The 13402-nt window shown below is 63.6% G+C and carries 15 protein-coding genes; 8 read left to right on the top strand and 7 right to left on the bottom strand.

The genetic code is table 11. From position 1 onward, the window contains the following. Positions 1-165: 165 nt before the first annotated feature. The 4 genes from ACGLHR_RS20875 (at position 166) to ACGLHR_RS20860 (ending at position 2853) form a co-directional block, all read left to right on the top strand. Positions 166-366: a DUF1289 domain-containing protein gene (locus ACGLHR_RS20875; RefSeq protein ID WP_400096161.1), complete on the top strand. Its 201-nt coding sequence runs from the start codon at positions 166-168 to the stop codon at positions 364-366. Then, positions 363-1055 carry a DsbA family oxidoreductase gene (locus ACGLHR_RS20870; protein ID WP_400096160.1) on the top strand — a complete coding sequence of 231 codons (693 nt, stop codon included), beginning with the start codon at positions 363-365 and terminating at the stop codon, positions 1053-1055. The genes ACGLHR_RS20875 and ACGLHR_RS20870 overlap by 4 nt, the downstream gene beginning before the upstream one ends. Positions 1056-2190: 1135 nt before the next feature. Next, positions 2191-2316, top strand: coding sequence for a hypothetical protein (locus tag ACGLHR_RS20865; RefSeq protein ID WP_400096159.1), 126 nt, complete (start codon positions 2191-2193; stop codon positions 2314-2316). A gap of 171 nt (positions 2317-2487) precedes the next feature. Next, on the top strand, positions 2488-2853 hold the full coding sequence (locus tag ACGLHR_RS20860; protein ID WP_400096183.1) for an ArsR/SmtB family transcription factor: 366 nt from the start codon (positions 2488-2490) through the stop codon (positions 2851-2853). Positions 2854-3117: 264 nt separating this feature from the next. On the opposite strand, the gene ACGLHR_RS20855 is transcribed toward ACGLHR_RS20860, so the two are convergent. From ACGLHR_RS20855 to ACGLHR_RS20825, 7 genes are all read right to left on the bottom strand, one after another. Then, positions 3118-3843, bottom strand: a complete 726-nt coding sequence (locus tag ACGLHR_RS20855) for an MIP/aquaporin family protein (protein WP_400096158.1) — start codon at positions 3841-3843, stop codon at positions 3118-3120. A 5-nt stretch (positions 3844-3848) separates the two neighbouring features. Further along, on the bottom strand, positions 3849-4343 hold the full coding sequence (locus tag ACGLHR_RS20850; protein WP_400096157.1) for an arsenate reductase ArsC: 495 nt from the start codon (positions 4341-4343) through the stop codon (positions 3849-3851). An 18-nt stretch (positions 4344-4361) separates the two neighbouring features. After that, entirely contained in the window at positions 4362-4856 is a 495-nt protein-coding gene (locus ACGLHR_RS20845) for an arsenate reductase ArsC (RefSeq protein WP_400096182.1), read from the bottom strand. An 8-nt stretch (positions 4857-4864) separates the two neighbouring features. Continuing rightward, positions 4865-5347, bottom strand: a complete 483-nt coding sequence (locus ACGLHR_RS20840; RefSeq protein ID WP_400096156.1) for an ArsI/CadI family heavy metal resistance metalloenzyme — start codon at positions 5345-5347, stop codon at positions 4865-4867. A 12-nt stretch (positions 5348-5359) separates the two neighbouring features. Beyond that, positions 5360-5686: an ArsR/SmtB family transcription factor gene (locus ACGLHR_RS20835; protein ID WP_400096155.1), complete on the bottom strand. Its 327-nt coding sequence runs from the start codon at positions 5684-5686 to the stop codon at positions 5360-5362. A gap of 165 nt (positions 5687-5851) precedes the next feature. Then, entirely contained in the window at positions 5852-8338 is a 2487-nt protein-coding gene (locus ACGLHR_RS20830) for an arsenate reductase (azurin) large subunit (RefSeq protein WP_400096154.1), read from the bottom strand. Positions 8339-8353: 15 nt separating this feature from the next. After that, positions 8354-8872: an arsenate reductase (azurin) small subunit gene (locus tag ACGLHR_RS20825; RefSeq protein ID WP_400096181.1), complete on the bottom strand. Its 519-nt coding sequence runs from the start codon at positions 8870-8872 to the stop codon at positions 8354-8356. Between the two features lie 440 nt (positions 8873-9312). On the opposite strand from ACGLHR_RS20825, the gene ACGLHR_RS20820 reads away from it, so the two are divergent. The 4 genes from ACGLHR_RS20820 to ACGLHR_RS20805 are packed head-to-tail and all read left to right on the top strand — an operon-like array spanning position 9313 to position 13358. After that, positions 9313-9930: a GbsR/MarR family transcriptional regulator gene (locus ACGLHR_RS20820; protein WP_318232218.1), complete on the top strand. Its 618-nt coding sequence runs from the start codon at positions 9313-9315 to the stop codon at positions 9928-9930. 4 nt (positions 9931-9934) lie between these two features. Then, entirely contained in the window at positions 9935-11320 is a 1386-nt protein-coding gene (locus ACGLHR_RS20815) for a cytochrome ubiquinol oxidase subunit I (protein ID WP_400096153.1), read from the top strand. Further along, a complete protein-coding gene (locus ACGLHR_RS20810) occupies positions 11317-12339 on the top strand; it encodes a cytochrome d ubiquinol oxidase subunit II (protein WP_400096152.1) in 1023 nt (340 codons plus the stop codon). Before ACGLHR_RS20815 ends, ACGLHR_RS20810 begins: the two co-directional genes overlap by 4 nt. A 44-nt stretch (positions 12340-12383) precedes the next feature. After that, positions 12384-13358, top strand: a complete 975-nt coding sequence (locus ACGLHR_RS20805) for an oxygenase MpaB family protein (protein ID WP_400096151.1) — start codon at positions 12384-12386, stop codon at positions 13356-13358. Positions 13359-13402 lie beyond the last annotated feature (44 nt).

The raw sequence follows: 13402 nt of genomic DNA, 5'->3' as shown, positions 1-13402 counted from the left end.
TTCGTCCACCGCGCATCAACGGCATGGTGAAAAACCGCACGGCAGGGCAGAAGAACCTGCCGCTGCGCGCGGCTGCCTGAAGCCTTGCCGCCGGGCCGGCGCGGTGGCTTCGCGCTGGCCTGCCGTCTACCCCAATTCCTCAGGTTGATGAACCGGGAGCCAGTGATGAATCACCCCAACCCCGTTGGCGATCCATGCATCAATATCTGCCGCATGGACCTGGCCGGCCGTTACTGCCAGGGCTGCAGCAGAACACTGCTCGAAATCGGCCGCTGGGATCAGATGACCGCCGCGGAGCGCGCGCAAGTGCTCGCGGCAGCGCCGGGCCGTCGCCGGCAGCATAACCCTTCGGGAAGACTGCCATGAACTACCCGGATTCCCTGCTGGTCCAGGTTGACTTTGACTTGATCTGCCCATGGTGCATGATCGGCAAACGCCATCTTGAAGCGGCACTCGCCCGGCTTGGCCACGAGCGGGCCGACGTCGCCGTCACGATCGAATGGCGAAGCTGTCCGCTGCTCCCGGCGATACCGCCCGCCGGTATCCCGTACCGCAACTTCTATCTTGCGCGGCTGGGCAGCGCCGAAGCGCTGGCCAGGCGCCAGGCGCAGGTATGCGCCGCGGCGCGCGAGGCCGGCATCGCGCTGGAGCTCGACCGCATCGAAACCCTGCCCAACACCGTGCTTGCGCACCGCCTGATCCGCTTTGCCGCTCAGACCTGCGGACGGGCAGCCGCATCGGCGCTCATCGACAGGCTGTTTGAAGGCTATTTCCTGCGCGGGGAAGATCTCGGCGATCCGCGCGTGCTGCACCGAGCGGCCATCGCCTGCGGCATCCCGATGGCGCAAGCGTCGGAAGCCGCCGCAGGCATGGATCTGGACTGGCTGCCGGCGCTGCGCGAAGCGGATGCGCTACCACCACGCCCTGGCCTTGGCGTGCCTAACATTGTGCTCAACGGCGTCCAGGGCATCTCCGGCGCAAGACCACCGCAAATATTGCTCAAGGAGATGCATCGGGCGCTCGCCCGCGCCTTGCCAGAGATCGGCAGGGCCTAAGCGAACCGATACAGCACAGTGTGTTTGGGCCAGGTCCGGCAGCGGTGGAGAACCCTCGCGGACACTAGGAGGCAACTGGAAACAGCACAACCCTCGACGCTAGACCGAGGCAGCTCCTCGACGAATCGTTTGTCATTCGGTAGCCAACCCGCGCATATCAGAATGATCAACCGTCGAAGAACCGCCGGGCCTGGCCCAAACACACTGGACTATCACTATGAACAAGGAACTCAGCACTTGACTCGGTCAATACATATCAGTGTCCCGTTCCGCTGATTCGTTCGCAAAGTCTGTTGAGCTTGGAGCAGGAATTGTAGGTTGGGGGAAGTGTGCGATGTGTATTGCTTGTGGCCCGCTGACGCGGGGGTGTCTCTTTAGGGCGGGGTTTTGATGCTTCTAGCTGCTGTCGCGGCTGGGCGGTGTTGGCCGTTTTAGAACGTGTGAGATGTCACTTTTCTTTACTCGCGGGCTCGTAAAGAAAAGTAACCAAAAGAAAGCGATCCTTGCAGGAGGCTGGCGTGGCGTCATTGGGGACCCCAATGATTTCGTCGTACGGCCCCGGGTTTTAATGACCTCGTGCCGTTACCAGTTTAGATCATCACGACGCTGCCAGTGCCCAGGGTTTCGTGGTGGCCCCCACCGGTAGCCACCACCACGAATTTCAAGCCGTCTGTCGCTCGCGGCGCGGGCGGCCACGAAGTTGCAAGCATCCCGTTTTCGTCGTGGGCGCGGTGGCACCGAGGAATAAATCCGATGGTATCACCACCGCGCCCCACCCCACCACGAAACCATCACGACGTGATATATCGTGGTGCTTCGCACCGGTACCGGCAGATGGGCGAGTGGGCAAGGATGCCGCTACCGGGGGCCTCACCACGAAACCAGCGTCATTAAAAGGATCGTGGCCATTTAAACCGGTAACGGCACGAGTTAATTAAAACCCGGGGCCTGACGACGAAACCATTGGGCTGCGCAACCCCGACAAGCCAGCCTCCTGCAAGGATCGCTTTCTTTTGGTTACTTTTCTTTACGAGTAAAGAAAAGTGACATCTCACACGTTCTAAAACGGCCAACACCGTACAGCCGCGACAGCAGCTAGAAGCATGAAAACCCCACCCTAAAGAGCTCTCACTATTTGGCTCGCCCGCTGCGCGAGATCGACATGCTGCTGATGAATGAGCGAGATCTCGTCTCTCTGCTACGCGAGAAGGTCCGCGCGGCCGTGATTGACAAGAAGCCGTTTGTCGAGATCTTCGAGTGAACTGACGCGCCAGTCGACAGCGCTTTGCGCCTTCATAGTGATGCGGGAATCCCGGCACTACAGAGTGCACAATAGATCATATTTGTTTCCATGCATCCATGCCAGGAAGCAACCGTCCGTCTGAAAACTGACGGAGAATACGTGGAATCGCTTCCCCAAATGCAACAACCAATGCAAAGTGCCTCCGCCGTCAAAGCCCTAGCCGCGCTCGCGCAGCAATCTCGCCTGGCGATCTTCCGCCTGCTGGTTCAAGCGGGCCTGGAAGGCGTCAACGCCGGACGGATTGGCCAGGCGTTGGGGCTGCCGCCGGCCACCCTCTCGTTTCATCTCAAGGAACTCGTCCACGCCGGGCTGATAAGGAGCCACCAGGAAGGCAGGTTCGTCATTTACCAGGCCCAGTATGACCAGATCAACGAGCTCATAGGTTTCCTCACCGAACACTGCTGCGAGGGCAACCCTAACGGTTGCAACGTAACGCCGTTCGAATGCGAGCCCAAGTCGGCAAAACGAACCAGGCCGGCCGCCAAGACAACTTGAGCGACGGCGCTCTCAGTGCCATAGTCCTCGAAGCCCGCACAGGGCACTAGGCCCGCGTCGTCTCGGACGATGAGAATCCCTAATGTGGTTGCCCCCCCTGCCAATGGCAAGGCGCAGGCGCCGTCGCCGCCCGGACTGCATAGGCGCAGACCGCACCATGAAAGACGGCAGCGCCCAGCCGGTGTGGCTGGGCGCTGCCGTTACGGATGGAATGGATTTGGAGCTGCGTAACCACGCAGCGGCCACCGCGCTCCTGGCGAGACCCTAGATGTTCTCGCGCGCCCCTGGAGCTCGGTCCTGTTGACCTGAGGACTCGATCACGTTCGGATGACCGGCGCTCTTCGTGCGAGGCTCGAACGCGCTGTGCAGCGCCAGTCCGACGGCAGCGCCAACCAACTCGGCGACCATGAATCCAGGCGCGCTCGCAGGCGAGATGCCGGCAAACGTATCACTGAACATCCGACCGAAGGCGGCGGCCGGATTGGCGAAGGAAGTGGAAGCGGTGAACCAGTACGCGGCGCCGATGTAGCTCGCCACCATGGCGGGTGCGCGCCCATTCGGCGCCCGCAGGATGACCAGAAGCAGGCCGGCCGTCGCCACTGCTTCCGCGATCCACTGGCCGGGGCCGGTTCGCACCTTGGTGGAAAACTGCAGAATGCTCATGTCGAACATCGCGTGGGCCAGCCACGCGCCGAGCACGGCGCCGAGCAGTTGGGCCACGATGTATGGCAGCAGGGCCGGCATGGGCAGTTCGCCCCGGACCGCCATGACCGCGCTGACGGCCGGGTTGAAGTGCGCTCCACTGATCGGACCGAATACCTCGATCAACACATAGAGGCCGCCCACGGTGGCGAGTGTGTTGGCCAGCAAGGCAATGGCGACATTGCCACCGGCCAGGCGCTCGGCCATGATTCCCGAACCAATGACAACGGCCAGCAGTAGCGCCGTGCCAAGGGCTTCCGCCCCAAGTTTGCGAGGCAGGTCTGCCATGATGCTTAGCTCTTCGAAATGGCGGTCAAGACTTGCTGCAGATCGGCCTTGCTCAGATTCTCAAGCGGCAACTGCAGCAATTGCAACATGCGATAACTGATGGCCTGGCGTGTCAGCTCGAAGGCCTGACGCTTACCGTCATCCCCACCGGGCGCGTTCGACGGGTCGACGTACCCCCAATGCACCTTCACCGGACTGCCCGGCCAGTATGGGCATTCCTCTGCGGCCGCGCTGTCGCACACGGTGATCACAATGTGCATCTCAGGCGCGCCTTCGCCGACAAACTCGTCCCAGCTCTTGCTGCGATAGCCGCTGACGTCAACACCGGCATTGGTCAGCGCTTCGAGGGCGAACGGATTCAGGCGGCCACTTGGCGCACTCCCCGCACTATAGGCACGGACATTCTTGCCCAGCTTCTTTGCCCAATGGTTGAGCATGCCTTCGCTCAGTACGCTTCGCGCTGAGTTGTGGGTGCAGAGGATTAGAACGTTGGTTGTCATAAGCACTGCTAGCAATGGTCAGCTTTGCCCGATATCGCGCACTGCCTTCTGAAGGGCAACGGCATCGAGCTTAAGGATAGGTAGGGACAGGAACAGTTCGATGCGTCGTTTCAGCGTGATGGCGGCATCGTTGATCGCCTGCTGCCTCTGCGCCTCAGTCCCATCGCATGCGGCCGGGTCTGGCACGCCCCAGTGGGCCGTCATCGGCTGCCCGGGCCATACCGGGCACATTTCTCCGGCGGCCTTGTCGCAGACCGTGAAGACAAAATCGAGTTGCGGTGCGCCATCCTGGGAGAACTCGTCCCAGCTCTTGCTGCGGAAGGCTTCCGTCGGCAGCCCGTAGCGCCGCAGGGTCGCCAGTGCAAGGGGATTCACAATACCCGTCGGGTGGCTGCCAGCCGAGTAAGCCTGGAAGCGCCCCTTGCCCAGATGGTTCATCAGCCCTTCGGAGAGAATGGACCTCGCCGAATTCCCGGTGCAGATGAACAGCACGTTACAGGTCTTTTCGCTCATGATGGCCTTCAGCAGCACGACGAGTTGGATTTCACGGCGATGCCAATCGGCTTGCCCTGTGGGGCGCGCGGCGCGCAACATGCCGAGTCTGCAGTAGAAGCTTCCGCAGGCCGGCTTTCACCGAACACCGGTACGTTCCCGAGCGTGTGGAAATGCTCCCACGCGATGCCTTGGGGATCCGTGACCCAGTGTTTCTCGCTGCGTGCGTAGCAGCAGGTCGTCTCCCCTTCATCAAGCAGCGCCATATCGGCAGCTTCCGCGCGGTCTTTCAGCGCCACCAGCTCTTGCGCGTTGTCGGTCTGGAACCCCAGGTGATCCACGCCAGGCTCACCACCACGGGTGGAGATGGCGAAGTTCACTCGCGGATCCTCTAGCATCCATTTTGCGTAGTCGCTCTCGATCCGCGTCGGCTCGGCCGCGAACAGCTTCGAGTAGAAGGCAATGCTCTTGCCGAGGTCCTGGACGTTGAGGTGGACGTGAAAGCGCTTCATTGGAGTTTCCCTTTAACACTCGCAAACGGTGCCGGCGGTATTCTCGAAACAGGCCTCCCCTTGGCAGCAGTTGGCCGTCAGGAAGCCAAGCAGGTCGTTCATGTGCTCAAACGCGGCGCGATAGATCAGATGCCGCCCTTCACGCTCTTGCGTGATCAGACGGGCATTCATCAATTCCTTCAGGTGGAAGGACAACGTCGCACCGGGCACCCCGACCTGCTCGGTGATCGCACCGGGCGTCAAACCAGACGGCCCGGCCACCACCAGCAGGCGGAAAACCTGAAGGCGCAGGCCATGGGCCAGCGCGGCGAGGGAGCGGACCACATCGTTTTCTTCCATAATTCCATAATATTGGAAGAATGGATCAAAAGCAAGCGCGCCAAGCGCGGGGCAAGGCGTCTTCCAACTCGACAGTAGGCGCGGTCGATGCCAACGTGACGTGATCGGAAAGGTGCGCGCGCCGGCCAGCCGGCATGAGTTGGTGCGCCGCCGGCCGGGTTCGCGCTAGGCGCGGTCGAAGCGTCGCCGCTTGAAGCTTACCGTCTCCTTGAAGTCTTGCATGCTGCCAACGCGGCGCAGGTCCGCCCAGGTGCCCTTGTAATACGGCACAACATTGCGATCGGTCCACGACGTGGTCACGTTCCCCATGACTCCGTTGAAATGACCAAACTGCATGAACGTCTGGTTGCGTTTGATGTCCGGCTCCAGGTAAGCGAGGGCATAGGTGGAGCCGTAGTCGTTATAGACCTCGACCACGTCGCCAGAGGTCACGCCCAGCGCCCGAGCGTCCTCTGGATGGATCTCGAGATAGGCCATGGGCACCCGCGCGCGCACGAATTCGTTGAACTGGTCGTGGTACATCGTCTGCCACACCTCGTTGACCCGGCCGTTGTTGATCCAGAAGTGATACTTGGCCTTCTGCTCGGCGACAGGCTTCGGCAGCCCGGGCCAGGTCGCCGGCTTGAACTCGGCCTTGCCGTCGGCCGTATCGAACTTGCCGTCCATGTAGAGCATTTCGGTCCCGATCAACTGGCCGTTGCGGTATTCCTTCGTGGGCAGTTGCACGCCATTGTTGCCCATTGCACGCAGCCGCTCGTATGTGACCAGATTGCCGGTCTTGCCGCCCTGGCTGTCGATCGGGACGGCGCCGGGCTGGCCCGCCTGGCGGAAGCCGTCATTGAAAGCATCCTCTTCGGTCCGCCAGTCGAAGCCGCCAAAGCGCGCGGCCATCTCGCCCTTGCCCTCTGCCTCGTACAGCCGCTTGAGCGTATTGGCGATATCGGCGGCGATCAAGCAGTCCGGGCGCGCAGTGCCCGGTGGATCCATGAACCGGTCCGACAAGCGCATCCGGCGCTCGCCGTTCATCGAAGTCAGGTGCATCTCGCCCGGATGGGCGGCCGGCAGCATCAGGTGCGCGGCGTCAGCCAGGCTGGTGGGATACAAATTGATGTTGGTCAGAAACAGCCCGCCCTTGCTCTTCACGGCGTCGTAGATTGCATCCGCCATCTGCGGCACGGTGGCCCCGCGCTGGCGTGCCATCGCCTCTCGCACGACCGCGGTGCGTCGCAGGATCACGGCGCGGTGCTCCTGCGCATTGAGTGTGGTCTGGAATGGATTGGCGCCCCACGCCGTGTACATCAGCCCCTTGCCGTGGATGATCTCCTGGTCCACGTAAATCTTCGTGCTGCCAGGATAAGGTGGCCTTGCATAACCCTCCTGGTGCCCGCCCATGCGCACCACGCCCGTGCCGCGCCGGCCAACGTTGTGCGTGGCCAGGACCAGGTCCACCAGTGCGGACTGGATGAGGTAGTTGTCGTTACCCCAGATGATGCCCTTTTCATAGGCATGCATCGTATGCGGCCGGTGGCCGGACGCCTTTGGCTTGTAGGCCCACTCCGCCGCGCGCTTGAGCTTGTCGACCGGGACGCCGGTAATGCGATTGGTGTCCTCCAGCGACAGCCGGTTCGCGCGCAGCGCCGCGTCGAACCCCTTGGTATAGCCCGCGATAAATTCCTTGTCGTGCCAACCCTGGTCCACCACATAGGTCAGCAACCCATCGAACAACGCAATGTCGGTGCCGGGCTCGATATCGAGGTGCAGCACGTTGTCCTTGCCGGCCGCCTGCTCCGCCACCGCGATCGTCGTGGTGCGGCGCGGGTCCACGAAGATCACCTTGGCCGCGGCGACGCTTTCGCCGGGGAAGCGCGCCTTGCGCTTGTCCATGGTTTGGCCCTGCAGATTCGGCAGCCAGTGCGCCAGGAAGTAGTTGGTCTGGGTCTCGTAGGAGTTGCAGCCGATCGCCATGATCACATCGGCGAGTTCGGCATCCTCATAGCTGTTGTTGAGCTCGCCGATGCCCATTTCGCGGGTGGCATGGCATTCGGAGTTGTAGGCCGGCCGATTGTGAATCCGGACGAGAGGCGTCTTGAGCGCCGTGAACATCAGCTTGCCAGTGCCCCAGGTGTTCTCGAAGCCACCGCCCGCACCACCGTGATCAAAGCAATCGAACGCCAGCGCGGCGGGCCCGTCGCGATCCAGGATCCGCTTGGTCACGCCGGCGTAGAGGGCCAGTGCGTCATCCCAACTGGTATCGACCCACTGGTCGGCCATATAGACGCGCGGGCTGCGCAAGCGGGCCCTGGCCACGCCGTCCGGGTTGTACATCACCTTGGCCAACTGGCCGCCTCGTGTCGACGACAAGCCCTGGTTCACGCTGCATTGCTTGTCGGGCACGATGAGGATGTTGTGGCGCTGGCCGTCCCGGTCGGTGATGGTGTTCTGCATGTTCGGCGTCATCACCACCGACAGCGCAGGCAGTTGCTTGCGAAAGTCCAGCCCCAGCGCGTTCTGGCCCGGCGCTCGGCCTCCCTCGCTATTCTCCGGCCATTTGTAGACGTGATAGCCGCAGCCGACGATGCAGAAATGGCAGGTCAGGTTGGTCCGCTGCGCATTCACGGGCGGCAGCGCCACCCGGTCCTTGTTGGTTGCCATGGCAATACGCCCCCTTCACAGCAGGTTGGCTTGGCGCCCGTAAATCAGCCCCTCGACACCGACGGCTTTCACCGTGCCATCGCTGGCGTTGTACTGGAGCCGGACCATCGGCAGGTTCTCGGTTGCCTGTCCCGACACCATCTGGCCGCTCTTCTCGGGATCGAAAATGCTGAAATGGCAGGGGCATTTGAACGTGCGCGCGCCGGCGTCGTAGGCAACTGGACAGCCCATATGCGTACAAAGCGTGCTATAGGCCACTACGTCGCGGTCGGGGCCGACCCCGCCGGGCACCGGCATCCCCATCTTGATGACGGCACAGGGCGACGACGCGTCCGGGTAGAGGAAACTGACCGGGGTATTGACCCGCAGCTGGCCGAGGTGCGCGACCACCCTCGGGCTGAATGGCAGGGTCGTCCGGCCCAGATCGGCGGGTGCTGGCGCGGACTGCGCCGGATTGGATAGGCTTCCCGAAACGCCGATGCCGGCGGCCGCGCCGCCGGTGGCCTTCAGGAACTGTCTGCGCGTGATGGACATGATCACCCCCTCCTGCGGAATGCGATCGCGATGCCCGTCGCGGGTCTCCGGCATTCCGTGGTCGTGGCATGGGGGCCATGCTTGCGGCCGCAGCCCCGGTGGGGCCACGCGGCTATGACAACAGCCGATATTTTTGGAAATATTTAATTATTTCTAGGGCAACGGCGCAGCGAATGCAAGTTGCACTGCGGTACAGATGCCCCGGCCCACCAAAGCGAGCAAGGTGGCGCTGCCCTCGTTGGCGCGCGCGGCGCTCGACCGCAATCTGGTGGAGCGCGGTCTGCCGGTCACGCCGGCTCGGTGGGCCACTAATTTCGGCACAAAACCCACTAACTGTGGGACGTGACAACAGCGACCCGTTGTCGCACCCCCATCCCAGGCACAACCCGCCCTTTCGTACTAAACTTTCACAACTTCCTAAAAATTCAAAACAAACAAGCATGCATCTCTCGCCCCTGATCCAGCGCTTCGTGCTCCACTTCGGTGAAATGGGCAGCCGCTGGGGCATCAACCGCACGGTCGGGCAAATCTATGCCCTGCTGTTTACCGCCTCCCGTCCACTCAACGCAGATGAAATCGCCGAGGCGCTGGGCTTTTCGCGCTCCAACGTCAGCATCGGGCTCAAAGAGCTGGAGTCGTGGAACCTGGTGAAGCTGTCGCACCAGCCGGGTGACCGCCGCGAGTATTTCTCGGCCCCCGATGATGTCTGGGCCATCTTCCGCACGCTGGCCGAGGAGCGCCGCCGGCGCGAGATCGATCCGACTCTGTCCATGCTGCGCGAGGTCCAGCTGGAAGCCGTGAGCGATCCCAATGACCGCCATGCGCAGGAGCGGATGAAGGAGATGTACGGGCTGATCCTGCTGGTGACGAGCTGGTTCGGCGAGATCCAGAAGCTGGATGTGGCCACGCTGGAGAAGCTGATGAAGCTCGGCTCCAAGGTCAACAAGCTGCTGGATGTGAAGGACAAGCTCAGCGTTGCCATCGGCGGGAGAGCCCGCGCCGACAAACCACCTGCCAGTGCCGTGAAGGCCAAGTCGACCCGCACCCGGAAGGAGTAGTTCCATGTTCTCGTCGCTCGACCCGGTGGTGCTTGCGCGCGTGCAGTTTGCCGCCAACATCACGTTCCACATCTTGTTTCCCACCATCAGCATCTCGCTGGGCTGGGTGTTGCTGTTTTTCAAGCTGCGCTTCAATAGGACCGGCGACGATCGCTGGATGGCGGCGTACCGTTTCTGGGTGAAGATCTTTGCGCTGACCTTTGCGCTGGGCGTGGTCAGCGGCATCACCATGAGTTTCCAGTTCGGCACCAACTGGCCGGGCTATATGGAGACCGTGGGCAACGTAGCCGGGCCGCTGCTGGCCTATGAGGTGCTGACGGCGTTCTTCCTGGAGGCGACCTTCCTCGGCATCATGCTGTTCGGCATGCGCCGCGTGAGCAACCGCACGCATACCATCGCTACGCTGCTGGTGGCGGGCGGCACCACCTTGTCGGCGTTCTGGATCCTGGCGCTGAATTCTTGGATGCAAACCCCGGCGGGCTTCGAGATGATCGATGGCCGCGCGCACGTGACGAGCTGGCTGGCGGTGATCTTCAACCCGTCGTTCCCCTACCGCTTCGTGCATATGCTGCTGGCGTCGGGGCTGACCGTGGCCTTCTTGCTGGCGGGGATCTCCGCCTATCGCTGGCTGCGTGGCGACCGCGCGCCGGAGGTGCTGTCGTCGCTGCGCACCGGCGTGACCATCGCCGCGGTGCTGATCCCGCTGCAGATCGTGGCGGGCGACCTCCATGGCCTGAACACGCTGCATCACCAGCCGGCCAAGATCGCCGCGATGGAGGGGATCTGGAAGACGGAGAAGGGCGCGCCCGCCGTGCTGTTCGGCCTGCCCAACGCGCGCACGCAAAGCAATGATTTCGAGATCGCCATTCCCAAGCTGGCTTCGATCTACCTGACCCATAGCGCGGATGGCGAGATCAAGGGCATCGATGCCTTTGGCGACAAGCATCCGCCGGTGGCGCCGCTGTTCTTCGCCTTCCGCATCATGGTGGGCGTGGGCCTATTGATGCTGGCGGTATCGTGGGTGGCGGCGTGGCAATTGCGCCGCGGCGGCCAGCCCGCGCCGTGGATGGCGCGCGCGCTGATTGCCATGACCTTCTCCGGCTGGGTGGCCCTGGTGGCCGGCTGGTACGTCACCGAGATCGGCCGCCAGCCGTACCTGGTGTACGGCGTGCTGACCACCGCGCAGGCGGCCTCCAAGGTGCCGGCAGCGATGATCGCCTCCACGCTGGTCATGTACCTGGCGCTTTACCTGTCGCTGATTGCGGCCTATGTCTCGGTGGTGTTCTACCTGGCCCGCAAGGCTGGGACTGACCCGAAGGCGGGCCAGCCCGAGATCGAGATCGAAACCCCTCAAGCCGTGGTGCCCGGCGAATTGCGGAGCGCAGAATGACCGACCTGACCCAACCCGCCGGCTGGATGCCGCTGGTGTTCCTGGCCCTGATGGGCATCTCGATGCTGGTCTACGTGATCCTGGACGGCTACGACCTGGGCGTGGGCGTGCTGCTGCGCCGCGCGGGCGATGCCGACAAGGACACCATGATCGCCTCCATCGGCCCGTTCTGGGATGCCAACGAGACCTGGCTGGTGCTTGGCGTGGGCCTGCTGCTGGTGGCCTTTCCGATTGCGCACGGCGTGATCCTGACCCAGCTCTACCTGCCGGTGGCGCTGATGCTGGCGGGGCTGATCCTGCGCGGCGTGGCGTTCGACTTCCGCGTGAAAGCGCGCGCTCACCACAAACCGTGGTGGAACCGCGCGTTCTACGCCGGCTCGCTGCTGGCCGCCTTCTCGCAGGGCCTGATGCTCGGCCTGTACATCACGGGTTTCCAGCACGGCTGGCTCGACCTGGCTTTTGCGGTGGTAGTAGGGTTGTGCCTGGTGGCAGGCTACTGCCTGCTGGGCGCGGGCTGGCTGATCATGAAGACCAGCGGCAGCCTGCAGCGGCGCGCCATGTACTGGGCGCGCCGCAGCCTGTGGCTGACGGGCATTGGCGTGGCGGCGATCTCGCTGGTCACCCCGATGGTGAGCCAGCGCATCTTCGACAAATGGTTCTCGCTGCCCAACATCATCCTGCTGGCGCCAATCCCGCCGGTCACGGTGGCGCTGTTCATCCTCATCGACCGCCTGCTGCGGCGCATGCCGGCCATGCACGATCGTGGCAACGACCGCTGGTGCTGGGTACCCTTCGCCGGCACGGCGGTGATCTTCCTGATGGCGTTCAACGGCCTGGCGTACAGCATCTTTCCTTACCTGGTGGTGGACAAGATCGATATCTGGCAAGCTGCAAGCGCGCCGGAGTCGCTGGGGGTGATCCTGGTGGGCGCGGCAGTGGTGCTGCCTACCATCCTGGGTTACACGCTGTATGCCTACCGTGTATTCTGGGGGAAGGCGACCGACCTGCATTACTATTGAGCGGCGGTCAATCAACCTCGCAACACCACGCACACCAGGCACCTATGAGCGGCTCGCAAGGCCAACAACCCGGCACCCCGCCGTCCCCATCCCAGGCTACTCCCCTTCCCCGCCGGCTGCTGGACCGCCTGCGCGCCCGTGCCGGCGCGCAGGTGCGGGGCCTGACCCGCAGCAACTCCGGCCTCAACCTCGACTACGACAACCCGCCCGGGGATCCCGGGCTGTTCGGGCCGGACGCGGTCTGCTGGCGCGTGCACGCGGATTTCCCCGCGATGCTGGCCGGCGGCGTCAGCGCCCTGCTGATGCAGGCCATGCATCCGCTGGCGCTGGCCGGCGTGTGGGATCATTCCACCTTCCGTACCGATATGCAGGGCCGCCTGGGCCGCACCGCGCAGTTCATTGCCGGCACCACCTACGGCAACCGCGCCGATGCGCTGGCGCTGATTGACCGCGTCAGGCGCATCCACGCGTCGGTCAAGGGCACGGCGCCGGATGGCCGCCCCTACTCGGCCGACGATCCGGCGCTGCTGACCTGGGTGCATGTGGCCGAGGTGTCGAGCTTTCTCACCGCTTACCTGCGCTATGTCGGCCCACTCCCGGTGGCCGAGCAGGATCGCTACTACACGGAAGTGGCGCAGATCGCCGAGATGCTCGGCGCAACCGGCGTGCCGCGCAGCGCCGCCGCCATCGCCGCCTACCTGGAGCGCATGCGCCCAGAGCTGGTGGTGAGCGATCGCACGCGCGAAGTGGTGCGGCTGGTCATGGCCATGCCGGTGGCCAGCCCGCTGCTGGTGCCGGCGGTGCGTATCATGGGCGACGCTGGCATTGCGCTATTGCCGCGCTGGGTACAGCGCGAGCTTGGGCTGCATGGCAGCGCCGCGATCCGCCGTCCGGTCTCGCTGGCCGGCATGCGGGTGCTGGCGCCCACGTTGCGCTGGGCGTTGGGCAGCGGCCTGGCGGCGCGCGCGCGGCGGCGGGCGATGAAGCCCGCACCGGCGGCGCAGGCGCCGTCGTCCTGACCCGGTGGCACGGGCGGGCGATTGACTAACAATTGGAAAAGAAC

Source organism: Cupriavidus sp. CuC1 (genome assembly GCF_044627735.1).
Taxonomy (GTDB): Bacteria; Pseudomonadota; Gammaproteobacteria; order Burkholderiales; family Burkholderiaceae; genus Cupriavidus; species Cupriavidus ulmosensis.
The sequence above is the reverse complement of the archived record's forward strand: the minus strand, read 5'-3'. Positions and strand labels throughout refer to the sequence as shown.

Bases quoted from the DNA above. Each gene is read 5' to 3' on its own strand.
- ACGLHR_RS20875 (WP_400096161.1), top strand. From the start codon at position 166: ATGAATCACCCCAACCCCGTTGGCGATCCATGCATCAATATCTGCCGC.
- ACGLHR_RS20870 (WP_400096160.1), top strand. From the start codon at position 363: ATGAACTACCCGGATTCCCTGCTGGTCCAGGTTGACTTTGACTTGATC.
- ACGLHR_RS20860 (WP_400096183.1), top strand. From the start codon at position 2,488: ATGCAAAGTGCCTCCGCCGTCAAAGCCCTAGCCGCGCTCGCGCAGCAA.
- ACGLHR_RS20855 (WP_400096158.1), bottom strand. From the start codon at position 3,843: ATGGCAGACCTGCCTCGCAAACTTGGGGCGGAAGCCCTTGGCACGGCG.
- ACGLHR_RS20850 (WP_400096157.1), bottom strand. From the start codon at position 4,343: ATGACAACCAACGTTCTAATCCTCTGCACCCACAACTCAGCGCGAAGC.
- ACGLHR_RS20845 (WP_400096182.1), bottom strand. From the start codon at position 4,856: ATGAGCGAAAAGACCTGTAACGTGCTGTTCATCTGCACCGGGAATTCG.
- ACGLHR_RS20840 (WP_400096156.1), bottom strand. From the start codon at position 5,347: ATGAAGCGCTTTCACGTCCACCTCAACGTCCAGGACCTCGGCAAGAGC.
- ACGLHR_RS20835 (WP_400096155.1), bottom strand. From the start codon at position 5,686: ATGGAAGAAAACGATGTGGTCCGCTCCCTCGCCGCGCTGGCCCATGGC.
- ACGLHR_RS20830 (WP_400096154.1), bottom strand. From the start codon at position 8,338: ATGGCAACCAACAAGGACCGGGTGGCGCTGCCGCCCGTGAATGCGCAG.
- ACGLHR_RS20825 (WP_400096181.1), bottom strand. From the start codon at position 8,872: ATGTCCATCACGCGCAGACAGTTCCTGAAGGCCACCGGCGGCGCGGCC.
- ACGLHR_RS20820 (WP_318232218.1), top strand. From the start codon at position 9,313: ATGCATCTCTCGCCCCTGATCCAGCGCTTCGTGCTCCACTTCGGTGAA.
- ACGLHR_RS20815 (WP_400096153.1), top strand. From the start codon at position 9,935: ATGTTCTCGTCGCTCGACCCGGTGGTGCTTGCGCGCGTGCAGTTTGCC.
- ACGLHR_RS20810 (WP_400096152.1), top strand. From the start codon at position 11,317: ATGACCGACCTGACCCAACCCGCCGGCTGGATGCCGCTGGTGTTCCTG.
- ACGLHR_RS20805 (WP_400096151.1), top strand. From the start codon at position 12,384: ATGAGCGGCTCGCAAGGCCAACAACCCGGCACCCCGCCGTCCCCATCC.